The following is a 25,319-nucleotide window of genomic DNA, read 5'->3' as shown; positions in this document are numbered from 1 at the left end:
ATCAAACATTAGTTTATTTTATGTGTTATTATGGTAAAATGAAAAAGCAACGCCATATATGCTATCGATGAAAAGTAAGCTACCATTCCTGTTCCTGCCATTTATCAGCTGTTGTTACTACGCTAAAGCCCAGACTGCACCCGGCTTTAAGGAGTTGCTCGACAGTGCGATGGTTCGGGATGCGGATCTCAAAACCCAACTTACCAAAAATAAATTAACCGGTCTTGACCAGCATAAACTGAAAGATGCGTACCTGCCAACGCTGGAGCTGAGTGGCATGGCAGGCTATCTCAATGCCACCGCACATGTGATTTCCCCGGAGCTCAACCTGCAACCTTTTCTCAACATCCCCGAAGGGAAGTACAACAATAATATCAACGTATCCGGCTTTTCGGGCCTGGCAAAGGCCGACGCCAAAATGTTGCTCTATGCCGGCGGAAAGATAAAAGCGCTTGGTAAGGCTTTGGAAGAAAAGAAGCTGTCGGAAAATATTTTAGTAGAGAAAACAACCGACGACGTAGTAGCTGTTATTTCCCGGGCTTACGACCAGCTGGCACTGGTACACCAGTCGGGCAAAGTACTCGATGAAGGCAGGAAGCGGCTGGCTGCCAACCGCAAAACGGCCGATAAAGCCCTGGGCTATGGATTGATCACCCCTTATGATCATAAAAAAATAGAGCTGGCACAAGCCACCTTAGATGCCAAGGTTGCAGCATATGAAGGGAAGAAAGCCCTGTTGCTCACGCAGCTGGAAGTATTGACCGGCATCAGCCAGGATAGGTTACGCCTCATAGAACCCGCACTGGTAGCAGTAGTACCGGCCGCCCCACAAAAAACGATTCACGAACGCGCCGAGATCCGTGCCCTCGACCACGGCATCAACGCATCGGCATTTAAAATCAAAGCCGAGCAAACCTGGTGGATCCCTAAAGTCCAGGCCATGGCATCGACCTTTTACCTGGGCCTGTATGGCAGCAGGGTTAAGTCGTCCGACAATATTATACCGCCCATTCCCGCCATTGGCTACCCCGGCCGCAAGCTCGACTGGCGCCCCACTAACCTGAATATTTTCCCGATCGTAATGGCCGGCGTGGGCTTTAAATGGGAAATTTTTGATGGCAGGGAAGGTAAACACGCCATCGAAGTAGCCCGCATTGACAGGGAGCTGCTGCAGCACCAGAAGTACGATGCCCTGCGCAAGCTTACCTTAAACCAGGCCAACAACCAGTCCGAATATAACATTGCCAATGCACAGATAGCGCTGAAGAAAAAACAGAAAGAAGTAGCCGCCGACGCATTGGTACAGGCAGAAAAAGAATTCCGGTATGGTATGAGTAAATCCACCCAGCTGATAGATGCGGAAAATGACCTGGAGATGGCGGAGCTGGAATACCAGAATGCCATTTTCAATCAACGCCGCGCGGCCATTGAACTGATGCGCTCCACCCAGGAGCTGGACGTCAGCAAATTATACTAACTTATATTTCACCGGTCATTACTTACTAATATTAATTGTTATACAATGAGAATCTATACGGGCCTGTTATTAATCAGTTTACTGCCACTCTCTGCCTGTGGCCCCAAAAAGCGCGGTGCTGACGACTTTGAAGGGAAAGCCAAAAAAGATGTGATCTCCTTTGCCCCAAAGGTGACTGGCAGAATACTGAAAATTTATGCGTCGGAAGGACAAACCGTAAAAAAAGGCGATACCCTTGCCCTGCTGGATGTACCAGAAGTATCGGCAAAAATTGCCCAGGCCGAAGGCGCTGTCAACGCCGCCACCGCACAGGAACAGATGGCCCGCAACGGTGCTACCGCCGACCAGATGAAGCAACTCCAGGCCAAGTACAAAGGACTGAAAGAACAATATGATTTCGCGCAGAAATCGTACAACCGGGCCACCAACATGTACAACGACAGCCTGATGTCGCCCCAGGCCTACGATGAAATATACGCGAAGATGCAAGGCGCCAAAGCCCAATTCGATGCGGTAGTAGCAGAACTCGACGATGTAAAAAAAGGTACCCGCATTGAAAAAGTGAAAATGGCCGCCGGCCAGGCCTCCCAGGCCAAAGGCGCCCTACAGGAAGCCAACGTGGCTTACTCCGAAAGATATATTATTGCCACCAACGACATGGAAATTGAAACCATCAGCCTCAACCCCGGGGAATTGGCTACCGCCGGATTCGCCCTGTTCAACGGCTATATCCCGGGCAGCACCTACTTCCGCTTTACCGTACCGGAGAGCAAGATCAGCAGGTATAAAAAAGGCCAGGACGTAAACCTGCAAGTAGTATATAACAAAGAGGAACTGGCCGGCACCATTGCCTATATCAAACAGCTCACCCGCTATGCAGACATCACCACGGCCTATCCCGACTACCAGATACAGGATGCCGTATACGAGATTAAAGTATTGCCGAAAGATACAGGCAAGACGAAAGAGATCCTGGTAAACGCAAATGTTATTCTGAAATAAGCAGGCATGAAAGAATTTATCCGATTGTTGAAACGTGAGTTTAAGCTGTTCCTCAGCAACTCCACCCTGCGCTCCGTATTCTTCCTGGCGCCAGTGCTGTATGCCACCCTGCTGGGATTTGTATACAAAAGCGGGAAGGTGGAAAATACCCCCGTCATCGTTGTCGACAAAGACAATACCCCATTGTCGAACCAACTACTCGAAATGCTGGGCGATAATAAAAGCATCAAAGTGTTTAAATATCTCCGGGAGCCTGCTAATCTCAATGATGAAGTGATCAGAAGAGGCGCCGCCGCCCTGGTGATGATCCCTTCCAGGTTTGAGGCCGACCTCCTCCAGAAGAAATACCCGGAAGTAAATGTATACGTTAATACCGGCAATGTATTAACCGCCAACTTTGCCTCCAAAGCATTGCAATTGACTATCGGCACTTTCTCTGCCGGCGTATCTATCAAAGGGTTGCAGAAGATGGGCATGCCCGCCCCCAGGGCCATTACCCAATACGAACCATTTAAAACCAACTACATCACCTTATTCAATACCACCAGCAACTACCTCATATTCATGTGGCCTGCCATGCTGGCCGTGGTATTGCAACAGGTGATCCTGCTGGCCATGGCTGTGAGCTTTGCGGCAGAGTTTCAGCGTGGGTCATTTGTAAATGAATACCGTCACCTGCGCCGCTGGGCCTTCCCTATCATGCTGATAAAAGTAATTCCTGTATGGGTATTTTCTATCCTGATTGTATCCATCTATTACCTGATGCATATTCTTTTTTATGTACCGCTGCCTCATGGCATTGTCAATTTCATGTGGCTCACCGCTTTCTTCGTTGGATCGGCTTCCTTCATGGGCGTGTTTGTCAGTATCCTGATTCCCGATGCACTGAAAGCCACCCAAGTACTGATGGTGATCGCCTCCCCGGCGTTCATTATCAGCGGCTTTACCTGGCCACTCAATGCCATGCCCGTGTTCGTGCAGGCGCTGGCCAACATCATCCCGCTAACACCTTTCCTGCAGGCTTTTAAAATACTACTGATACAAAAAGGCTCGGTAACACTCACCTATCCATATATCCAGCACCTCGGTATTTTATTGCTGGCCTATGCCTTCCTGGGCTGGCTGGCCCTGAAAATAAAGCTACGGGGCCTGTTTAAGGTGGCCACCACGCAGTCATAAACAGCGTAACAAAATAGTGATAAATACCCGGGGAGATATTTGCAAAAATAGTGTTGAAGAAAGTCAACCTGGTTCTTGTTTGTTTCGGCAGGCTGACAGACATTTGACACATGTGTAACAAGTACTTTTTTCTCCTCCTGGCAGCCTGTCTGAGCATGACTGCCTTGCAGGCCCAGGACCGGCAGCAGCTGGCCCGCAAGATACTCGCCGACAAACAGCTGGATACCGTTCAGGCCATGGCAGCACGGCTGCTGGCCAAAGGTTTCAATGCCGGCGATGGATACCCCCAGGTGTGGATTCGTGATATGAACACCTTTATCGAAACCTCTTGTAAGGTATATAACATAGATACCATCCGTAAAAACCTGCTGACCTTCTATGCCCTGCAGCAACCCAACGGCGAAATCGTAGACGGGTACGTACTCAAAGGGCATGTGACCTGGAATGATCCAAATATCTATACGTCGGACATGGAACCCCCACAGGTAGGCTTTAAAAACACCGTGGAAACAGACCAGGAAACCTCCCTGATACAAGCCTTCGCCAAATACATCCGGCTGACCGGCGACAGCGCCATCCTCCGGGAAGTAATTGGCGGCAAAACTGTTTTACAACGAATGGCCCTATCGGTGCAATATCTCCTGGAAAACCGCTATAGCCATAAATATAAATTGCTGACCGGCGCTACTACGCAAGACTGGGGCGATGTACAGGTAGAAGGCGGCGCCACCGTAGATGTAGACGAGCTCACACACTGGGCAATAGATGTATACGACAATGCCATGTTTGTGATCGCCCTCAAAAACCTGGGCAGCTTCTCTACCACGGATGCCGATAAGCAACGCTGGGCAACATTGGAAAAACTAACGGCCACCCACATACGCAAATACCTGTGGGATGAACAACACCAAAAGTTCATTCCGCATCTGTATGTTAAAGACTCTCCCTTTCCGCCGAATTTTGATGAAAACAAGATTCACTTTTACGGCGGCACAGCGGTAGCAATTGAAGCAGGGTTGCTTTCTAAAAAAGAAATTGCACATGTCAACCAGCAAATGCTGGAAAATGTAAAACTATCAGGGGCCCCCTCCATTGGCCTCACGCTTTATCCGCCCTACCCGGAAGGCATCTGCAAAAATTCCAATGCCTCCAAACCTTATATCTACCAGGATGGCGGCGACTGGAGCTGGTTTGGTGGCCGCATGATACAACAACTTGTTGCCAACGGTTTTGTTGGGGAAGCCTATAACGAAGTACAGCCCATGATTAACCGGGTGATAAAAAACGGGAAGTTCTATGAGTGGTATGGTATTGATGGGAAACCAGCCGGCAGCGCCGATTTCAAAGGAAGCGCCGGCGTATTGTCCAAAGCGATAGAGATGCTGAAGAGCTGGGCAGCAGCAAACAAATAACTTTTGTTATTAAACGCGAAGAAGTGGGCAATCACCCACTTCTTCGCGTTTTTTCAATGATTATAACGACCAAACGGCCAGTTCATAGCCATCCGGGTCCGTGAAATGAAACCGCCGGCCACCGGGAAAACTGAAAATATCTTTTACAATAGTGCCTCCCGCCGCTATCACCTTCTCCTGCGTAGCTTCCAGGTTATCTGAATAAAGAATGATTAAAACCGTTCCCCCCACCGGTTTCCCGATGGTAAAACCACCATCTACATAATCGCCTTCAAATGCAGTATACTCAGGTCCGTAGTCCGTAAATTTCCAGCCAAAACTTTTGCTATAAAATTTTTTCGCTTTAGAAAGGTCTTTCGACAAGAACTCAATATACTGTACCTGCTCGTGTTTCAATTTGCGTTTAGATTGCGTATCTGCCATATTGCGGGTCTTTTTGTAAAGATATAGTATCGTGCATTCTACCCGTTTGTAGAAAAACGACAATATAAAATGGATTCGGCGGCAATGCCGTGTGAAATTAGCAGGATAAACATAAAATAAATATCTCTTAAATCAGGCGCTTTACCCTGAATACACCATCAATCTGGTGTTCTCTATATACAATATGATCACCTTCCGGTTTCTGTGAACTGGCACGGTCCATACGGAACTTACCGGTAATATACCCGCCCACCGGACCCACGCTGTAAACATTCAAATACCCGGGACTGGGAAGCGATGTTTGTCCTACTACATAATAACTCAGGAAAACCTGGCTGCCTGGCAGCTGCATCTGGTAATAAGTTTCTACAGACCAGCCGCGACTGCCCACCGGTGTGCCCAACCAGGTAATGCTACATTCAGGATAAGAACCTTCCCAGGGTAAGCCACCCACACGGTTTACACCGTTGTTGCTGGTGCCGGTAGCAGCTCCCATCAGTTGCCAGTCGCCTCCATCAATTTTTACTGCAATTCCTTCCGGCATCACATATATCCGGGCCCATATCAATCCCAGCGCACCGTCTTTTAATTTGAGCCGTATACTCACCGTGGCGGGATTAGTAGCGGGGATGTTTGCCGGCGCTTCATAGGTGGCATGGCTGCCATCGGATGTTAACCTACCGGCTCCTGACAACTCCCATTTGTCGATGTATTTCAACGGCAGATCATTCGTAGGACTGTTGATATAAGTCTCTACACCTTCTTTCGTTAGCGGCGCCAGTAAGTCCTCCATACTGGCATTGAAATAACTTTTCACCGACAATTTCGTGGTGCTGCCTGGATCTACAAACGCTTCTTCCGGCGTTATAAATATAGCTTCAAAGAAGCTCCAGTCGCTGAAATGCGTAGTTTTCACGCTGACAGATTTCATTTCCTTATTCAGCGTTACGCCGCCGACCGCCTTCCATTTTCCGTAATCATCCTGATAAGCAATGCCCAATGCTTCCGGAAAGGTTCTGAGCAACTCCTCCTCCCGATAACGAAAGGTGATGGTGGCCGGTTTGCTGAGCGCCTGGTGGGGTGTAATACGAAAAGCTTTACCCAGTCCGGCAATATTGGTATTGGTAATAGGCTGTATCGTAAACACGGTGGCGCTGTTGACCGCGCCAGCCGGGATATCTATGGATATATGGGTATCTGTCGTGGCAATAGTACCTCCTGCAGGACCAATAGTTTTAGTGACAGGGGTACCATCTACCACGCCTACCGGCACTTTTAGGCCACCACTGGTATCTGTAACGGGATCAGGAGTCGGCTCGGGTACTACGTCATTATTTTTCTGGCAGGAGGCCAGGAGTATGGCCAGCAAAGTGGCTTTCCAAAAATGCTTTATCTGTTGCATATAATGTCGGGGGGATTTATCCTGGCACAAAATTACCCCGCGGTGGTGTAGCCCAACTCGGTAGTACTACGGAGAAATAAAATTACGTTGTGACCATTGGCCCAAAGCATCGCTAAACACCATCAGATATTTTATACCTTTACGGCATGGATGCCCTGCTTAAAAAGACCTCTCATCTGCCGCCACCTGTTCTCCGTCCGTATATCGACCGTTTCTGGACCTGCGAAGGTACTGCTGCTATCTATTCGTTCCCTACCCTGGCTGCCGGCACCGGTGCAGAGATGATCTTCCAGCTCAAAGCGCCCATGATACTCACTGCAAATGAACATACTGTTTATACACCACCCCCACAGGCCCTTTATTGTATTCGTCGCCATTATTACAAGGCCATGATCAACCAGGATCATTACTTTATCGCAGTGCGGTTTAAAGCAGGCGCCATCAGGCATTTCTGCCCGGTACCAGTAGCGGATGTGATAGAAAGCTTCCCGGATATACAGTTGCTGTATGGAGGCGAGGGTAAAAAATTGGCCGACAGCCTATTGGGCAGCATCAACCTATCGCAGCAGTTAGCATGCATCGCAGATTTCCTGGTTGGCTTATTACACAAATATCATCGCCCACAAACCTTGATAGATGCTGCGGTACAACAGCTGTATTACAACCGGGAAATCCCGGACCTGGTATCTTTCAGCGCCAGCCTGGGAAGCAGTTACCGGCAGTTCGAGCGACTATTTATCAATAATTTGGGGATCACTTCTAAATCGTTCCAGCAAACCGCACGGCTGAACAATGCGCTAAAATATCTTATATCCAATCAGGTACGGGATTACCTCCCGGTTGCATTTGATTTCGGGTATTATGACCAGTCACATTTCATCCGGGCCTGCAGGAAATATTTCGGTAATAAGCCGCGTGCTATCCTGTCTCAAGCCAACCCGGACACACATTTTTACTTATCCTCCTTCAATGCATCCGGCTCACTGGATAAAAAATAAACATTCCAGTCTTTCGACTTCCATCCCTCCATCTTCCTTACAAATTCCGCCAGGTAGGGCTGCTGGAAATGATACCGGAGGCTGGCCTGATCGCGATAATGTTCTATCAGTGTAAAGGCGCCTGCTTCTCCCGGCTCAGGATACCAGGTATAGTCTATACAGCCCGGCTCTTTCCTCGTTTGCACAGCCAGTGCTTCCAGCATCTGCCGGAATTCATCCATTGATGCCGGCCGGATATACAATTTTGCAATAACGAATTTCTCTGTTGTCGTGGTAGTGCTCATAGTTTGATTTTTTTTTGCTGGTTGTGGCAACATACAGCTGTCCTTCTTTACCAACGGGCTGCCCAAAGCCGGCATAGCCAGTACTATAACGACCAGCTGCCATAGAATCCTCTTTTTTGTACAGTTCATAAATAATGTTGTTGATTTGAAATGATGGGGCAAAACTAGACCTTGAGCAGGTCCTAAAATTGTATAATTCTGCCAATATAAAAAGTTGTGGGAAAACAAAAAGCGCCTTACTAATGCAAGGCGCTTGAAAATTTGGAGCGGAAGACGGGACTCGAACCCGCTACCTACAGCTTGGGAAGCTGTCGCTCTACCAGGTGAGCTACTTCCGCAGGATGACTAAAGATAAAAAATTTAATCATTCAAATGGCTGATTTCTCTTCAAAATAAAGATGAATGTAAAAATGTAAATAAACATTATAGGCGAGCTAAAATTTGCAACATGGTTATGATAATAATTGTTTATCACGCTGTAAAATGTCCTATTTTTGTTACGTGAGATATTTTGCTATCATATTAAGCATGGTCCTTCTGGCGCTAAGCACTGTAACGTGCAGCGATGAACTGCCATTGTCTGTAGCAAAAAGCAGCAGTTACGGGGTGAACAATGCCGATACACATCAGCATGCTCATAAAGATTTCTGCTCCCCTTTCTGTGCATGCAGTTGCTGCGCAGCACCGGTCATTCTTTCCATGACCCATTTCACAACAATTCCTGCTACGCTCACTACTTTTATTTATAGCGAAACACCTGCTGGTGTTATTTCCGACCTTCCGCAAGCAGTTTGGCAGCCTCCCCGGGCCTGATCCACGCCTTATTTTTCTCCTGGTTGCTGATGCAGCCAACAGCCTTATCGTAAACTTCCGTATCATTTTCTGCTACCGCGAAAAGGGAATCTTATGCCTGCTGACATAAGGACCACACTTTCGTTACCGGGGAGTGATTACTGGCGCACTTCTGTCATTACCGGCATTTGTTGCGCTGTGGAGTACAACTTATTATTAGCTATGCTTAACAAAATCATTCATTTTAGTATAAAGAACAAGTTGATCATCGGCCTGTTCACGCTGGCGCTGATTGTGTGGGGCGTCTGGAGCGCCCTTCGCCTGCCCGTGGATGCGGTTCCGGATATCACGAACAACCAGGTACAGATTATTACCCAAACGCCTACCCTGGCAGCCCAGGAAACAGAGCAACTCGTCACCTATCCCATCGAACAGAGCCTGGCCAACCTGCCAGACCTCGTTGAAATGCGCTCTATCTCCAGGTTTGGCCTTTCTGTGATTACAGTGGTGTTTGAAGATGAAGTAGATATTTATTTTGCCCGTCAGCTGATCGGTGAAAAGCTCAAAGAAGCGGAGCAAAAAATCCCCAAAGGTATCGGTACACCCGAGCTGGCGCCAGTGAGTACCGGCCTCGGCGAGGTGTATCAGTATATTCTCCATCCTAAGAAAGGGTCGGAGAACAAATACACCGCCATGGACTTGCGCACCATGCAGGACTGGATTGTAGCCCGTCAGCTGTATGGCACCAAAGGTATTGCGGAGGTAAACAGCTTCGGTGGATTGCTGAAACAATACGAGGTGGCCGTTAACCCGGCCAAACTCAAAGGCATGAATATTACCATGACCGAAATTTTCAATGCACTTTCCAAAAACAATGAAAACACCGGTGGCGCCTATATCGATAAAAAACCGAATGCTTACTTTATCCGCGGCATTGGCCTGGTGGGTAATATGGAAGATATCCGCAACATTGCCGTCAAATCAGTGAATGGTATTCCAGTACTGGTGCGGGATGTGGCAGATGTACAACTGGGCAGCGCTATCCGTTATGGCTCGGTAACGTACAACGGAGAAAAAGAAGTGGTGGGCGGAATCGTGATGATGTTAAAAGGCGCCAACAGCGCCGCTGTAGTAACGCGGGTAAAAGAAAAGCTTAACACTATCCAGAAATCTCTTCCGGAAGATGTGGTCATTGAAGCTTACCTCGACAGAACAGACCTGGTGAACAGGGCTATCAACACCGTAAAAACCAATCTCGTTGAAGGCGCCCTGATCGTGATTTTCGTGCTGGTATTGTTCCTCGGTAATTTCCGTGCGGGGCTCATCGTTGCATCCGCCATCCCACTGTCCCTGCTTTTTGCGCTGGGCATGATGAATGCCTTCGGGGTGAGTGCCAACTTGATGAGTTTGGGCGCCATCGACTTCGGATTGATTGTAGACGGCGCCGTGATCATCGTGGAAGCTACCTTGCATCATTTATCGCTGCGCAGCTCTACGCAAAAACTTACCCAGGCTGAAATGGATGAAGAGGTATATGTTTCCGCCTCCAAGATCCGCAACAGCGCCGCTTTCGGGGAAATCATCATCATGATTGTGTATATACCTATTCTCACATTGGTAGGCATAGAAGGAAAAATGTTCAAGCCCATGGCACAGACCGTGGCTTTCGCTATTCTGGGTGCTCTCTTGCTCTCCCTTACCTATATCCCCATGGTGAGCGCACTGATACTACCGAAAAAAGTATCGCATAAAAAGAATGTATCCGACAAGATCATGGATTTCTTCCACCGGTTGTATGCGCCTGTTCTCAGCTGGGCCATCCGCTTTAAAGTGGCTGTGGTGGGTGCTACGGTGGCCATCTTTGGCATCGCCGTATTGCTGTTTAGCCGTATGGGCGGTGAGTTCATTCCTCAGCTGGAAGAAGGTGATTTTGCTTTTCACTGTATCCTCCCGCAGGGAACGTCTTTGTCGCAGAGCATTGAAACCTCCATGCAGGCGAGCCGGATTATACGCGCCTTCCCGGAAGTGAAGATGGTGGTAGGCAAAACCGGTAGCGCGGAAGTGCCCACGGATCCTATGCCGCCGGAGGCTACCGACGTGATGGTACTGCTGAAACCAAAATCGGAATGGACTACCACCAGGACTTACAACGAGCTGGCAGACGCTATCATGGAAAAACTGGAAGTGATACCCGGCGTTTTCTTCGAGGCCAACCAGCCAATACAGATGCGCTTTAATGAGCTGATGACCGGCGTGCGACAGGACGTAGCTATCAAGATCTTCGGTGAAAATATAGATACGCTGGCATCGCTGGCGCCCAGGGTAGCGGCGGTAGTGCAGTCGGTAAAAGGAGCCACCGAACCACAGATCGAAAGAACAACCGGGCTTCCACAAATCACTGTACAATACGATCGCGCCAAGATTGCTGCTTATGGTATGAACATAGAGGACATCAACCGCACCGTACGGACAGCATTCGCCGGCGAGGCGGCAGGCGTTGTGTTTGAAAACGAACGCAAATTTGATATGGTGGTCAGGCTCGACAGCGCCAGCCGCTCCTCTATCGACGATGTACGCGACCTGTTTGTGGCCTTACCAGATGGTAACCAGATCCCGCTTTCCCAGCTGGCCGATATCTCCTTCCGGGAGGGGCCTGCACAGATAAGCCGTGAAGATGGCCGTCGCCGCATTGTAGTCGGCTTTAACGTTAAAAACAAGGATGTTCAAAGCGTGGTGAAAGACATACAGCAAAAGCTCACCGCCGCCAGGCTGTTGCCATCCGGCTACTACTACACCTATGGCGGTACTTTTGAAAATTTGCAAAAGGCCTCCGCACGATTAATGATCGCGGTACCAGTAGCACTGGCATTGATATTCCTGCTGTTGTACTTTACCTTCCGCTCCATTAAAGAGTCGGTGCTCATCTTTACCGCTATTCCTATGAGTGCCATTGGCGGCGTTTTTGCCTTGCTGCTGAGAGGCATGCCTTTCAGTATATCTGCAGGCGTAGGCTTCATTGCTTTATTTGGCGTAGCAGTATTAAACGGGATTGTGCTGATCAGCACCTTCAATCAGCTGGAAAAAGATGGCATCAGCGATCTCATAAAACGGGTAGTCGAAGGTACGAAGATCAGGCTGCGCCCCGTGCTGATGACTGCCACCGTAGCGTCTTTCGGCTTCCTACCCATGGCCCTGTCGAGAGGCGCCGGCGCAGAAGTGCAACGGCCGCTGGCCACCGTGGTAATTGGTGGGCTGATCACCGCCACCTTCCTGACGCTGGTGGTGTTGCCGCTGTTATATATCCTCTTCAATACCGGTTTTAAGCGGAAATTCCCACCAGGAGCCGTTGCGGTAGCATTGCTTGGATGCCTCTTATTCCCCCGGGCGGTTGCAGCACAGGATGTTCCGGAAAAACGCCAGGGCATTAACGATGTATTATCGATGGCGCAACAGAACCTGCAATACAACATCAACAAGGCGCAGGAAAAAAGAACCAATATACAGCTCCATTCGGCCGGTATGTTACCGAAGACCGGCGTATTTGCAGAAAATGAAGACCTGCGTCCCAGCGATCACACCGGCATCTTAAAGGTGGGTCTTTCCCAAGCAGTAGCCTGGCCAGGGCTCTACAAGGCGCAGAAGAAACTTTATACAGAACAGGCCAGGTATTACCAGGTGAACAGCGCCATGCTGAATGTATCCATTAAGAAAGACATCCGGCAGGTTTACTATCAGCTCTGGTACCTCGATGATAAAGCCAGTCTCTATCAGCAGCTCGATAGCATCTACCAGTCTTTAACGGCAGCTGCGGTGCTGCGGGTAAAGGCAGGCGAAAATCCCGGGCTCGACAGCATCTCTGCCCAGGCCAGGCAAAGGGAGCTGCGGGCACAACTGGAACAGCTGAAAGATGATATCACCATCCAGCAGCAATCATTGAAACAGTTATTGAATACAACAGATGCCATCCTGCCATTGGATGCACCGCTGGAAAAACTCGGGTTTACCTTTACCGGCCCGGCTACCGACAGTCTGCATCCCGCACTGGCCCTACAACAACAGAACGTGCACATTGCTTCGGCAAACGTGTCGGTGATCAAAAATGAGAACCGACCTGAATTTTCCGGCAGGTTCTTTAGCCAGCGGCTATACGGCGCTACAAACCCTTACAGCGGTTTTTCGGTAACCGCGTCTGTTCCGTTGCTGGGTCTCGGCGCATACCGTAATAAGGTAAAAGCCGCCCGGGCGGAAGCGGATGTGCAACAGCAACAACTGGAATATAATAAACAGGTATTTAGTACGCAGCAATCGCAGGTAACGAAAGAGGTGGAAAAGAATAACCGCATGCTCCTTTTTTATGAAAGCTCCGGCCTCAAACAGGCACAGGAGATCATCAAAGCAGCTACACTGGCCTATCGCTCCGGCGAGATCAGTTTTGCCGAGCTATCGCAATTCCTGACGCAGGCCATCACCATCCGGCAAAACTACCTGGACGTGCTGAATGCATATAACCAGGCCGTTATTCAATACAACTATTTTAACAATCTATAAATTATTTAAGCCTTGTATAAAATGAGCAGGAAAATTATCATCACTACCTTATGTGCAGGCGCCCTCTGGCTAACCGCATGCTCCGGATCCGGCCCCGGCAAAGGCGCTGCCGGAAAGGAAGCCGCGGCCAATGGTGAAGGCAGCCATAAAGAGGAACATGAAAATCCCAATACGGTGACGTTTTCTCCCGAGCAAATCAAAAGTATTGGAATCAGTACCGGCATCATAGAAACAAAACAGCTTAGCTTCTCTCTAAAAACCAATGGTACATTACGTGTGCCCAATCAGAATAAAGCAACCATCAATTCGCTTTACAACGGCGTAATCAAGACGCTGCTGATCCAACCGGGCAACACTGTAAAAAAAGGACAGGTGATTGCTACCCTCAGCAACCCTTCTTTTGTACAATCGCAAAGTGAATACCTGGCCGTAATGACCCGGCTAAAGCTCGCTGAACAGGAAGTAACACGACAGCAGGAACTGACCGCAGGCAATGCCGGCGCGCTGAAAAACCTCCAGGCCGCAGAAACAGCATATAAAACGCTGCAAACACAACGGTCTACCCTCAGCCAGCAAATCAGGATGATGGGGATCAACCCCGATCAACTATCTAATGGCAGGCTCATCGCAGATCTTTCTGTTCGCAGTCCTATCAACGGTGTAGTGAGTAATGTAGCTGTGCAGATAGGTAGTTATGTAGACCTAACCTCTCCTATTGCAGATATCGTGGACAACAGCCAGCTGCACCTGGATTTGTTTGTGTATGAAAAAGATCTTTCTAAATTGAAAGAGGGACAGACCATCCACTTTACGCTGACCAATAATCCCGGCAAAGAGTATGATGCGCAGATCTTTTCACTGGGTTCCACCTTCGAAGGCGAATCCAAAGCAGTTACCGTTCATGCAAAAGTAAAAGGCGATAAAACAGGTCTGATAGATGGCATGAATATCACGGCTATCATTAGCCTGCAGAAAGCAACGGTACAGGCTATTCCAACAGAAGCCATCGTGAATCATCAGGGCCAGGATTATGTTTTCATGGTGACCGATGAGCATGCCGAAGCAGAACATCACCAGGAAAGCGAAGCTGGCCACGATCATAACGCCGGGGAACCGCATGATCATAAAGAAAAAGATACGCCAGCCGCAGGTCATGGCATTACCTTTGAAAAAGTGCCCGTAGTGAAAGGCACTACCGATGTCGGGTATACGGAGATTACTTTACTGAAGGAAATACCTGCCGCTTCAAAGATTGTGGTAAAAGGTGCCTTTTTTGTACTAGCGAAAATGACAAATGCCGGGGAAAGCCATGAACACTAAGTTCATGGCTCTCCGGATGCTCTAACTATAAATAAACTTTCTATGAATACTACTTCAGCAACAGCGCCGGTGCAGCTGCCGGAAGCCACTAATCATAATGCCCATGATGATCAAGATGATCATACGGAGAAGGAAACCACCCATGCTCATGGAGGACTATTGGGCAAACACTCGGAGCTCATCTTCAGTTTACTCTGTGGTGCATTGCTGGGTACGGGGTTTGGCTTGTCTTACCTGGAACTGGTTCCTTCCACCGTTTCACTGGTGCTTTATATAGGTGCTTATTTCTTTGGCGGATTTTATACCGCCAAAGAAGCAGTACAAACCATTGCGAAGGGAAAATTTGAGATCGATTTTCTTATGCTGGTAGCTGCCGCCGGCGCCGGTATTCTTGGTAGCTGGGCAGAAGGCGCCTTGCTATTATTCCTGTTCAGTCTTGGTCATGCGCTGGAACATTTTGCCATGGAACGGGCTAAGAAATCTATCGCGGCCCTGTCAGAACTGGCGCCCCGTACCGCTTTCCGGAAAGAGAACGGCAGCACGCGGGAAGTATCTATCACAGATCTCACTCCCGGAGATGTGATCATAGTGAAGCCCAACACTAAAATTTCGGCAGATGGTATTGTGGTAAAGGGCAACAGTAGCGTAAACCAGGCGCCTATTACCGGCGAAAGTATGCCGGTAGACAAGAAAGCAGTAGATGACCCGAAAATAGCGGTAGACAAGGCTGCATCCCTCGATGCCACCTACAAAGTATTTGCTGGCACTATCAATGGAAATGAGTTGCTGGAAGTAAAGGTAACGAAGGCAGCGAACGACTCTACCTTATCCAGGCTGATTAAGCTGGTGAATGAAACACAGTCGCAGCAATCGCCTACCCAACGCTTTACTGGCCGGTTTGAAAAATACTTTGTGCCGACAGTCATTCTCATCGTAACATTATTATGCTTTGCCTTCCTGGTAATAGACGAACCATTCAGCAAAAGTTTTTACCGTGCGATGTCGGTACTCGTTGCCGCCAGCCCTTGCGCACTGGCTATTTCCACTCCCAGCGCCGTACTGAGCGGCGTGGCACGTGCCGCCAGGGCCGGTGTACTAATCAAAGGCGGTGGGCCGCTGGAAGACCTGGGAGCACTGGAAGTATTAGCATTCGACAAAACCGGCACACTCACAGAAGGCAGGCCTAAACTCACCAAAATCATCCCCCTCGCGGGGATGACAGAGAATGAGCTGTTGAAGATCGTAGTAGCGGTAGAATCGCTGAGCGACCACCCGCTGGCCAAAGCTATTTCAAAAGGTGGCCGGGAGCGATTGAAAAATGAACCCATTCCCTCCGCGCATGGTATGGAAGCCGTGTTGGGCAAAGGCATCAAAGCAGCCCTGGGAGCCGATACTATCTATATGGGTAACATGACCCTTTTCAAATCGCTCGATCAGGCGCAGCCCAATGATGACATTGCAGCACAGGTAACCGCCTCTGAGAAAGAAGGGAATACCACCATGCTCGTGCGCAGCAACCAGGAGTACATTGGCATTATTGCCTTGATGGATACACCGCGGGCGGAAGCCCAACAGGCATTAGCTGAACTGAAGGCGGCAGGTATCCGGCGCATGGCCATGCTCACCGGCGATAATGAAGAAGTAGCCAAAGCGGTAGCCGCCGAAGTGGGCGTAACCGATGTATATGCCGGTCTCCTTCCCGAGCAAAAAGTAGCTGTTATCCAGCAGCTCACCAAAGATGAAAGCAGGATTGCTATGGTAGGCGACGGCGTAAACGATGCCCCTGCCATGGCGAAAAGCACCGTAGGCATAGCTATGGGCGCCGCCGGAAGCGATGTAGCATTGGAAACCGCCGATATTGCCCTGATGGGCGATAAGCTGTCACTGCTGCCATTTGCCATAGGATTGAGCCGCAAAGCACGGAAGATCATTCGTCAGAACCTTGTGATTAGCCTGGGCGTAGTAGCCATTTTGATACCGCTCACCATTTTGGGTATTGCTTCTATCGGTCCTGCTGTGGTAGCGCATGAAGGGTCTACGCTGGTGGTAGTATTTAATGCTTTACGTTTGCTGGCCTATAAATGGGGACAAAAATAGACGTCTATCACTATAACAAATAAGGCTTATAAGTAAACATTACCCGCCTTGTTTACTTTTAGTGCCGAGGTAACTCCTCCCCGCTGCCAGGTGATTAATAGCGTCTGCCATGCGTTGTATCCTCGCCTCTGGTACGGTTACTTCCATGATCCATTGCAGGCATTTTCCCTGCTCCGCCGGCGAGGAAGCCTGGAAATTGCGCAGGGCTTCAGGCTCGTCCTGCAGGCACTCGAGAAAATCGGTGGGTATAATTTCTTTTGTTTGCTGGCCAACGGGATATAATATCAATCGCACTTGTTCGCCCGCCTCTTTCCTGATCTGCTTGCGGATGGCAGCCTTTACAGGCAACATCATCACACCTTTTTTGAGAGGCATCAGGTTGCTGACCGGCAATTCATATTGATCAATGAACCCGCTGACTTTACGCATGCCGAAATAGCCCTGACCTTTGGGCAGGTCCGGCAGGCGTATGAATGTCCAACCGCCTTTACCGTCGAAACGTTCGAGTGGTAATACCTTATCAATGAGTGGTGTATCCATGACTGATGGTAAAGTTATCATAATTGTGATGAATAAAAAAGACGGCGCCTGTCGCCCTATCCCATTATATTTTCTTGTAGTACAAATGCGACAATCTTTTTAAATAGCCGGCGCACTTGATAAATACCGCTGTTTTTAATCACTGAAATAGGCAGCGATTATTTAAATTACTGTATTCGTTAACCAATAATTTTACAATTATGAAAAAACTATTTATCGGCGCTTCGGCGCTCATGCTAGCTTTTGCCGTTAACCAAACTATCGCCGCCAATAATCACAAAACTCCCAAAAAAGCCAAACGCGATTGTACCAACTGCAATGCAGAAAATAAGAAATGTATCGATAATGTGTGCGTTACCGGCACTAAGTATTATACTTCATCTGTACTGATAGGCACAAATCCTGTCCGCTACAAATGTACCTACCACTACGAATGGCGCGACGGATCTGTAAGCCCCGATTACACGCTGATTAGTGGCTTTCAATGCCCGCTTTAATTTTTTTATTACAACCAATTTCTGAAACCAGGGGTTTCCATAATTAGGTAACTCAGGAGGGGACGTCTCGTTTGTTTCGAGATGTCCTCTTATATTTTAGGTAGTAGATTGAGGCACTCCTTTCTTTTTTTGGGGAAATGGGAATTATCTGGGGCCCCTCTTGTCCGCTAAATTCAGGATGAAATCCACCAAATCCAGGAAATAACATCAGGCAATCAATCGCTTACTTCATTTTTGTCCTATAAAACAAACTTCCATGCGATTAACTCTCCTCTTATTCTTCGCCTGCTTGATTTCTTATAGGGGCTTTGCCCAGGGAACATTCACGCTTCAAGGTGAAACAGACTCCATTTTCAACGGCGCCTATATTCATATTTATGGTGTAGACTGGTCAGGATTGAATCCAAAAATATCCGACTCAACACAGGTTGTTAACGGTCATTTTTCTTTTAAAGGTAACCTGGCTACGCCAGGCCTGCTACTTTCCGTATTCACGTCAGGTGAACCACGTGCAATTACCCAGGTTTACCTGGAAGCACGCAACATGAAACTGACGTTAAAAGGGAAACGCTGGCAGGAAAAAGGAAATGCTGTGTTGACCAACTCGCAAAGTAATAGCGATTGGCAGGAACTGCGATTTCTGAATGAGGCTACATGGCGAACACTTTCTTTGGTGTATATGCGCAGGGACAGTCTTACCCGTTTACAGCCGGATTATCCACTTGTCGCCATCAACGATACGCTTAAAAAATTGAAGCAACAGATGTTGAAAACCGAAACAGATTGGGTGATATGCCATCCCAAAGCATATATTTCCCTTGTAAAGCTTTCTTATTCCATATTCAACGACCTTACGCCCGAAAGAGCACTGGACATGTATAACCATCTATCCTCAAAATTACGCAGCGGCGCTGAAGGCGTCGCACTACGCAAGCGTATTAACAGCAGAATAGCCATCCGGCCGGGCAATATAGCGCCTGAGCTAACGGGGAGGGATACTGCCGGCAGGCAAATTACACTGAAAAACAACCGTGATCGTTATGTATTACTGGATTTCTGGGCTTCCTGGTGTGGCCCCTGCCTGGAACAGATACCCCTCGTAAAAAAATTCCGGGCTGCAAACCAATCCAAAAACCTTACTATTATTGGCATTTCGCTCGATAACGACATTAAAAAGTGGAAAAATGCCATCCTGGAAAATGAGCTGAACTGGGTACATGTTTCTGACCTGAAAGGTTGGAAAGGGGAAATAGCTATAAACTACAATGTTTATTTTATCCCCCGGAATGTATTGATTGGCCCGGATGGGCGTATTATAGCCTTAGACATTGATCTGGATAAATATGTTTTGTAACCTTCTTCAGGAATTAACTTAATTTCCATCCATGCAATTGCTTTTGAAAATATTGCGCATGTTGGTGCTGCTGTTATGGATAACTAGTACCGCATACCCGCAACGAGGATTATTGACTAACAACTTAATCTACAACGACTCCACTGTTATATATCTCGCCAACAATTTTATAGCCAGTACAGATGTCGACTATCAACCATTCGATATACGTTTACCATTCAAGGATCTTCATTTCATCGCCTACGGAAAACACCTGGAAATAGCTGTATTTCGTAAGAAGGAATTATTGGATAACGGCGGATACCTTACCGGCGGGTCATTTCGTGACACCATCCAGGGCGATGCTTTTGTTTTTAATACGGCCAATATGTATTTCCAGGTAACCCGAAACGGTAAATTAAGTACAGACTGGACGCCAGTGACGCATACAGGCATTTATATAGATACATTCAGAAACACCCTGGATGATCCATCGAAATTTTTTGTCCGGAGAGGTCTATTTTTAGTGGCAGACAGCCTAGCCAATGGCGATAGCATGCAGGTAAAATTCCGTCACCGCCAGGAGGCGCCTTTCCTCACGCTGCATTTTCTAAAAAAAGATCCGCAGAACATGCCTCCATTCCTAATGTTCTCCACAGATTGTCATGATCCCCACCTGAAACTGGAAGATTTTATTCTCGATTTTTACAGGAAATATCCAACCAAAATACAGGCAGGTCGCTTTGAAACGTTTTATGCAGATTGGCCAGCTCTCCTGGACAGGAAGAAAACCCCGGGCTCGCTGTTGACCAAGGATACAAAAACAGCCTATATATTTCGCTCCAGGAAAGATATTCCCAATGATTCTGCCTTTGAATACCGGGTGGTGGTAAATGATGCCCCTGGCGCTAAATGGCGCAAATCTGGACCTGTTGTATTTGTTTCAGGACTAGCATCCGGTAACCGGTACCGCCTCGAAGTAAGGTATGCCGATAAACCGAACCTGGTGTTTACCAAGAATTTTTATGTGCCTGCTGCCTGGTATCAGCAACCCTGGGTGATCATACTGAACACAGTACTATTACTGGCATTTGTAACGCTGCTATGGCTATTCTTCCGGCAACGGTGGAAGAAACGGCAGCTGGAAGTGCAACGGTCGCGCATTATGGCGCTGTATGCCCAGCTGAATCCCCACTTCTTGTTTAATGCCCTCGGCTCAATCCAGGGACTGTTAAATGAAGGCGAGGTGGAGAAAGCAAATCAGTATCTTTCCGGCTTTGGCGTTCTGTTAAGGAATACGCTAAATAGTGGAGAGCGGTACTTTGTAACATTGGAGCAGGATTTGCAACATATGCAACGATATGTTAGCCTGGAACAACTCCGGCGACCATTCACGTATCACGTGGAAGTGGAACCTGGTTTAAAATTATCGGATATAGCCATGCTGCCCATGCTGTTGCAACCAGCTATAGAAAATGCGCTAAAACACGGATACCGGGGCCAGGGACAAACACTCACCTTAAATATTTACCTGCAACAACAAGGAAATGATCTGTTGATAAAGATCCAGGACGATGGAAAAGGATTTGACGCAAAACATCAGCCCCCGGGGAAAGGCCTTCAGTTAACTGCCAAACGCATCTCTATATTCAACCGCTTCGAAAAGGGAAAGCACATTTATTGGCGAGTGGAAAGCAGCAATACAGGAACTTCCGTTTACTTTACATTCAAAAACTGGTTGGATGATTAAAGCACTTATTGTAGAAGATGAAGAACATAACCAGCATAACCTCCGGCAGCTGCTAAGCAAATACTGCAGCCAGGTGCAGGTAGTGGGTATGGCCACAGATGCTATTGAAGCCAGGCAACTGATTGCGGCCCTGCAACCAAAGCTTTTATTCCTGGATGTGCAACTTTCCGGCTCAAATGCTTTTACCTTACTGCAAGAGCTGGGTAGCTATGACTTTGAAGTGATATTCGTAACGGCCTTCAGCGAATATGGCATCCAGGCAATCCGCTTTTCTGCGATCGACTATCTCATGAAGCCTTTGGATATACAGGAACTGGTAACGGCTGTGAATAAAGCAGTGGAAAGGATTACACAGAAGCAGGAAAATCACCATCTGCGCAACCTATTGCACTATCTTCAACACGCACAAAATAAACAGGAACACCGGATTGCTATTTCATCCCTGAAAGAAATGAGGCTCGTGCCAGTACAGGATATTCTTCGCTGTCAGAGCGAAAACTCCTATACCTTCTTCTATTTATCCAATGGAGAGAAGATCCTGTCCACGATTCCTATTTCCGAATATGAAGAATTACTGCAGCATTACGGGTTCATTCGCTGCCATCAATCGCACCTGGTGAATCGCAGGTATGTTCGGAGCCTGCTGCGCAGTGATGGATATATATTACAAATGATAGATAATACAACAGTGCCGGTTTCCCGCCAAAGGAAAGACATGGTAAAGGAGGAGTTGCTGAAGAATTGAGAGCAGAAGCCCGCCACGCGTTCCGCGTGGCGGGCTTCTGCTCTCAAAAAAATATAACCGGCAATCTACCTGGCAATAAACAACAATGCGTCCGCTACCACGGCTCCATCAGCCCCTGCATTGCTGACTTCCACGTATGCCTTTTCTCCTGTCGGCAACCGGAAAGTACCCAAAGATACCCATTCGCCGGAAGTCTGGCCTTCTACCTTAATGGCATCTGCTGCCACCTTCACCGGCGTCAGCTTTTTCCCATCAAATACCCGCACCTGGGTAACCGTAGCCATGCTGCCCTGTTTCGGCACATAACTATAAATATGATATTCGCCCGCACGCTGAATATCTGGTATAAAACGTACCCACTTCTGCATGCTGCCTTTACTATCATCTATGTACAGGGAAGGACCATACCCTCCTCTTGTCTCTTTCTTCCAATCGCCCTGCAGTTGCACATGTGCAGTATCGTCATTATCTACCAGGATTTCCGGCGTACTGTTGTCTGCCAGCGGATTGGCAGCCAGCAATAGCTGCACCTTTTTTACAGATACTTCCTGTACAGACACGCGGCTATCGATAGCCACCACCGCAGCGGTAGCCGCCGATTGCGCCAACGCCATAAATACCGGCTCCATCCGGATAGAGCCATAGGCGATGTGGGAGGCCGACAAACAAACCGGTACCAGCAAATTGGCACACTCGCCTGCCTTGGGAATCAATGCACGATAGGAAACAGGATACGGGCCGAAACCACCCACCTGCACATCGCCCTCGTTCTTCACCATACCGTTGACTACCAAACGTTGACAGTTATGCGAATCCATCGTATATGCCGCCATGCCTACGCCGTCGTTCACGGTGGCACGACCTTCACAGTTGGCCTGCGTCATCACGTACGCGCCTACCATACGGCGCACTTCCCGCACATACAGCTGGGGCGACCAATGCCCGTTGTTTATATATTCATCTTTAGGGTATCCCCATTTTAACATCTCACGACGTAAATGCTCCGGCATGCGCGGATCATGGCCAATGAAATACAACAAGCCTTTGTTGTATTGCTCATGCTCACGGATAATCTGCTGACGGGTAGCCGCATCTGCTTCAGGATAGTTGTAATTCATCCCTATCATATCGGTAGAAAATGCGCCGTTATTGTTGATATCTGTTTTACCGTTAGGCATTAGGTCAAACTTCAGGAAACTCCCCAGGCCCTTGGCAGGCGTCTTTTCCAGCACACGCAACAAGAGCTCATACCGGGAAACATCATATCCTTCCGGCTGCGTAATGGGGATCATGTTGTTAGCCTGGTTGGTGAGACAGATACGGAAATTATACGCCTGTACACTTTTATCGCCGGTACCTTTTGCCAATAAAGATACAGGGCTGATTCCCCACAACAGGCCACTCTCCGGCTTCCCTGGCGTCTTATAGGGATCTACTCCCTCGGGGAACTGGTGTTTATCCCTCAGCTGCACACCATTATAGGTTTCCTGGTAAACGCTGTTGTCCTCACGACCTACAGTATACGAAACGCCGGCTTTCGCCATCAGGTCGCCCTCGTAGGAACAATCAATAAACACGCGCGCCTTTACTACGATGGGAGATGTTCCCTGCACCGTAATTTCACGGATGTAGCCATTTTCCTTATGCACAGCTGTCAGCTGATGTTCCGTCCACACTTCCACGTTGGCGCCTTTCAGGTAGCCATCAAATGTTTGCGAAGCCACACTCGGCTCAAATATCCATTGTTCAAACTTGCCGTAATGCTGACCAATACGCCGGTAAAAATCACGGGCCAGGCCGGTGATAGCATATTTATTACCGATATCCGTATAGCCCAGGCCGCCGGTGGTAAGCCCGCCCAGGTGTTTGCCAGGCTCTATCAGCAATACGGATTTATGTAATTTTTTGGCGGTGTATGCCGCCATGATGCCGGCGGAAGTTCCACCATATACACAGATGTCTACTTCTTTGGGTGTACCGGCCTGTAAGGCGGCTGGCATGGTTAACAAGCAACAAATAGCCAGTACGCACAATCTGATTGATTTTATCATAGTCGTCATTTTTTTAATAGCCAGGGTTTTGGTCTTTGATCGGGTCAATCGCTTTATTATAGTTGTATTCGGTAGTGGGAATAGGCCACAGCAGATGCTTATCTGCTACCGTAATTCCTTTCACCGCCTTAATCACTTCTTTTACAATACCCAGTCGCTTCAGGTCCAGCCAGTGTTTGCCTTCGCCGCAATCTTCATAGGCGCGTTCCTTTACTACCTGATCGATGAATACCTGCAGACTTCCATAGTCTGCCATTTTAAAATCAATCGTAGCATCTGCCACCAGTGGGTTCTTCCCATATCCCCGCCGGTGTACCATGTTCAGCTTTTCCAATGCATCGGTCGTAGGACCGTTATTGACACGGCTGTCACATTCGGCATAAAACAACAGCAGATCCGCATAACGGTACATGGGATAATCGTTGCCCGCAGCTGTGGTAGTAGTTTTGTCGCTGAATTTTTTATTCAGGATAGTACTTGATCCCAGGCCAAACGTTTGTACATACCAGTTAAAATCATATCTCAGGTCTTTTTTGTCCCAGTCACGTATAAAAGTATTATTCACCGCATCGCTGTACAGGGTGTAATATCCTCCGGGAGGATAGTATCCGGCTCCCGGGTAGTGGGCATACATAGGATACTGAAACCCTTGTCCGTTGGGCTGCCGGGAAAACTTCATATAGAAAATTTCTTCCGGTGTAGTAATAATATCAGGACCGAACAGCTTATCAAAATCAGCCGGCACGGTTACATTTACCAGCGAAAACTTATTGGACCCGATTACGGCCAGCGCTTTGTCGCGGGCTTTCTGGTAGTCGCCAAGATTCATATATACATCGGTGAGTACTGTCTCCGCCGCCCATTTGGAGGGGGCGCCTACCAGGCGGCCAGCGTCTGGCAGATTGGCTTCTGCAAACAACAGATCGTCCGTAATCAGCTGGTACACGGCTGCTTTGGAGCTTCTCGGCACATTCAGCGAATCCATATTGGTTTCCGTGCGGATAGGTACACCCGCCCAGTTGCGCACCAGGTAAAAATACAACAAGGCTCTCATAAACCTCGCTTCAGCGAGGAACTTGCTTTTGTCTGCATCCGGGAGATTTTTACCGGCAGGCGTCCGTTGGATCACGATATTGGCATTGCGGATCGCTTCATAAAATGCCGCCCACATATCGTTGGTACGGGTGATGTTATTATTATCGAGTCCCATGTAATCATTCAACGGCGCATGGCTGCCACGACCATACATGTACTCGGTATAGATTTCCTGCTGCACCTGGTAGAGCGCTCCCAGGGAGCCTCCCACGCGTATAGGCGTATAAATAGCATTCAAACCGGCCTGCACTTCGGCCGCATTATTGTAAAACTGTTCTGCAGCGATCGATTGTGGTTTTTCTTCCAGCAACTTAGCACAGGAAGCAAACAGCAGCACTGACAATATAGCGAGGATATTATATTTCATAACAAGA

19 protein-coding genes and 1 tRNA gene are annotated in these 25,319 nt (G+C 48.3%); 13 read left to right on the top strand and 7 right to left on the bottom strand.

All coding sequences use genetic code 11. The features are described from left to right. The first annotated feature begins 67 nt into the window (after positions 1-67). The 4 genes from FHW36_RS25570 to FHW36_RS25555 all read left to right on the top strand — a co-directional run bounded on the left by FHW36_RS25570 (position 68) and on the right by FHW36_RS25555 (position 5,070). On the top strand, positions 68-1,477 hold the full coding sequence (locus FHW36_RS25570; RefSeq protein WP_145673398.1) for a TolC family protein: 1,410 nt from the start codon (positions 68-70) through the stop codon (positions 1,475-1,477). Positions 1,478-1,522: 45 nt separating this feature from the next. After that, positions 1,523-2,479: an HlyD family secretion protein gene (locus FHW36_RS25565; protein ID WP_145673396.1), complete on the top strand. Its 957-nt coding sequence runs from the start codon at positions 1,523-1,525 to the stop codon at positions 2,477-2,479. 6 nt (positions 2,480-2,485) lie between these two features. Then, positions 2,486-3,658: an ABC transporter permease gene (locus FHW36_RS25560; RefSeq protein WP_145673394.1), complete on the top strand. Its 1,173-nt coding sequence runs from the start codon at positions 2,486-2,488 to the stop codon at positions 3,656-3,658. Positions 3,659-3,768: 110 nt separating this feature from the next. Continuing rightward, complete coding sequence (locus tag FHW36_RS25555; protein ID WP_145673392.1) at positions 3,769-5,070, top strand: glucosidase family protein; 1,302 nt, start codon at positions 3,769-3,771, stop codon at positions 5,068-5,070. Between the two features lie 60 nt (positions 5,071-5,130). Here FHW36_RS25555 and FHW36_RS25550 read toward each other — a convergent pair whose 3' ends face one another. Both FHW36_RS25550 and FHW36_RS25545 read right to left on the bottom strand, forming a co-directional pair. Further along, entirely contained in the window at positions 5,131-5,493 is a 363-nt protein-coding gene (locus FHW36_RS25550; protein WP_145673390.1) for a VOC family protein, read from the bottom strand. 127 nt (positions 5,494-5,620) lie between these two features. Then, positions 5,621-6,895: a hypothetical protein gene (locus FHW36_RS25545; protein WP_145673388.1), complete on the bottom strand. Its 1,275-nt coding sequence runs from the start codon at positions 6,893-6,895 to the stop codon at positions 5,621-5,623. A 146-nt stretch (positions 6,896-7,041) separates the two neighbouring features. On the opposite strand from FHW36_RS25545, the gene FHW36_RS25540 reads away from it, so the two are divergent. Next, the gene (locus FHW36_RS25540; protein WP_145673387.1) at positions 7,042-7,893 is read left to right on the top strand and encodes a helix-turn-helix domain-containing protein; all 852 of its coding nucleotides are present in this window, start codon (positions 7,042-7,044) and stop codon (positions 7,891-7,893) included. On the opposite strand, the gene FHW36_RS25535 is transcribed toward FHW36_RS25540, so the two are convergent. Further along, the gene (locus tag FHW36_RS25535) at positions 7,848-8,306 is read right to left on the bottom strand and encodes a putative quinol monooxygenase (RefSeq protein WP_145673385.1); all 459 of its coding nucleotides are present in this window, start codon (positions 8,304-8,306) and stop codon (positions 7,848-7,850) included. The genes FHW36_RS25540 and FHW36_RS25535 overlap by 46 nt on opposite strands. Positions 8,307-8,439: 133 nt before the next feature. Then, a tRNA-Gly gene (locus FHW36_RS25530) sits at positions 8,440-8,515 on the bottom strand. Between the two features lie 145 nt (positions 8,516-8,660). Here FHW36_RS25530 and FHW36_RS31095 point away from each other — a divergent pair. The 4 genes from FHW36_RS31095 to FHW36_RS25515 all read left to right on the top strand — a co-directional run bounded on the left by FHW36_RS31095 (position 8,661) and on the right by FHW36_RS25515 (position 16,934). Next, the gene (locus FHW36_RS31095; RefSeq protein ID WP_394349245.1) at positions 8,661-8,990 is read left to right on the top strand and encodes a DUF6660 family protein; all 330 of its coding nucleotides are present in this window, start codon (positions 8,661-8,663) and stop codon (positions 8,988-8,990) included. Positions 8,991-9,083: 93 nt separating this feature from the next. Continuing rightward, positions 9,084-13,517, top strand: coding sequence for a CusA/CzcA family heavy metal efflux RND transporter (locus tag FHW36_RS25525; protein ID WP_246121228.1), 4,434 nt, complete (start codon positions 9,084-9,086; stop codon positions 13,515-13,517). 21 nt (positions 13,518-13,538) lie between these two features. Then, complete coding sequence (locus FHW36_RS25520) at positions 13,539-14,837, top strand: efflux RND transporter periplasmic adaptor subunit (protein WP_145673383.1); 1,299 nt, start codon at positions 13,539-13,541, stop codon at positions 14,835-14,837. Positions 14,838-14,879: 42 nt separating this feature from the next. Continuing rightward, positions 14,880-16,934, top strand: coding sequence for a heavy metal translocating P-type ATPase (locus FHW36_RS25515; protein WP_145673381.1), 2,055 nt, complete (start codon positions 14,880-14,882; stop codon positions 16,932-16,934). 39 nt (positions 16,935-16,973) lie between these two features. Here the strand turns inward: FHW36_RS25515 and FHW36_RS25510 are convergent, their stop codons facing one another. Then, complete coding sequence (locus tag FHW36_RS25510) at positions 16,974-17,474, bottom strand: YdeI/OmpD-associated family protein (RefSeq protein WP_186452594.1); 501 nt, start codon at positions 17,472-17,474, stop codon at positions 16,974-16,976. Between the two features lie 200 nt (positions 17,475-17,674). On the opposite strand from FHW36_RS25510, the gene FHW36_RS25505 reads away from it, so the two are divergent. The 4 genes from FHW36_RS25505 to FHW36_RS25490 all read left to right on the top strand — a co-directional run bounded on the left by FHW36_RS25505 (position 17,675) and on the right by FHW36_RS25490 (position 21,799). Beyond that, positions 17,675-17,971 (top strand): hypothetical protein, encoded by a 297-nt coding sequence (locus FHW36_RS25505; protein WP_145673374.1) that lies wholly within the window; start codon positions 17,675-17,677, stop codon positions 17,969-17,971. A gap of 256 nt (positions 17,972-18,227) precedes the next feature. After that, positions 18,228-19,325 carry a TlpA disulfide reductase family protein gene (locus FHW36_RS25500; protein ID WP_145673370.1) on the top strand — a complete coding sequence of 366 codons (1,098 nt, stop codon included), beginning with the start codon at positions 18,228-18,230 and terminating at the stop codon, positions 19,323-19,325. 31 nt (positions 19,326-19,356) lie between these two features. Beyond that, complete coding sequence (locus FHW36_RS25495; RefSeq protein ID WP_145673368.1) at positions 19,357-21,054, top strand: sensor histidine kinase; 1,698 nt, start codon at positions 19,357-19,359, stop codon at positions 21,052-21,054. Then, positions 21,047-21,799 carry a LytR/AlgR family response regulator transcription factor gene (locus FHW36_RS25490; protein ID WP_145673366.1) on the top strand — a complete coding sequence of 251 codons (753 nt, stop codon included), beginning with the start codon at positions 21,047-21,049 and terminating at the stop codon, positions 21,797-21,799. Before FHW36_RS25495 ends, FHW36_RS25490 begins: the two co-directional genes overlap by 8 nt. A 65-nt stretch (positions 21,800-21,864) precedes the next feature. On the opposite strand, the gene FHW36_RS25485 is transcribed toward FHW36_RS25490, so the two are convergent. After that, entirely contained in the window at positions 21,865-23,850 is a 1,986-nt protein-coding gene (locus tag FHW36_RS25485; protein WP_145673364.1) for an FAD-dependent oxidoreductase, read from the bottom strand. Positions 23,851-23,863: 13 nt separating this feature from the next. Further along, positions 23,864-25,312 carry a RagB/SusD family nutrient uptake outer membrane protein gene (locus FHW36_RS25480; protein WP_145673362.1) on the bottom strand — a complete coding sequence of 483 codons (1,449 nt, stop codon included), beginning with the start codon at positions 25,310-25,312 and terminating at the stop codon, positions 23,864-23,866. Positions 25,313-25,319: the final 7 nt, after the last annotated feature.

This window comes from Chitinophaga polysaccharea, assembly GCF_007829335.1.
GTDB lineage: Bacteria > Bacteroidota > Bacteroidia > Chitinophagales > Chitinophagaceae > Chitinophaga > Chitinophaga polysaccharea_B.
This window is presented reverse-complemented; position numbering and strand designations above follow the sequence as displayed.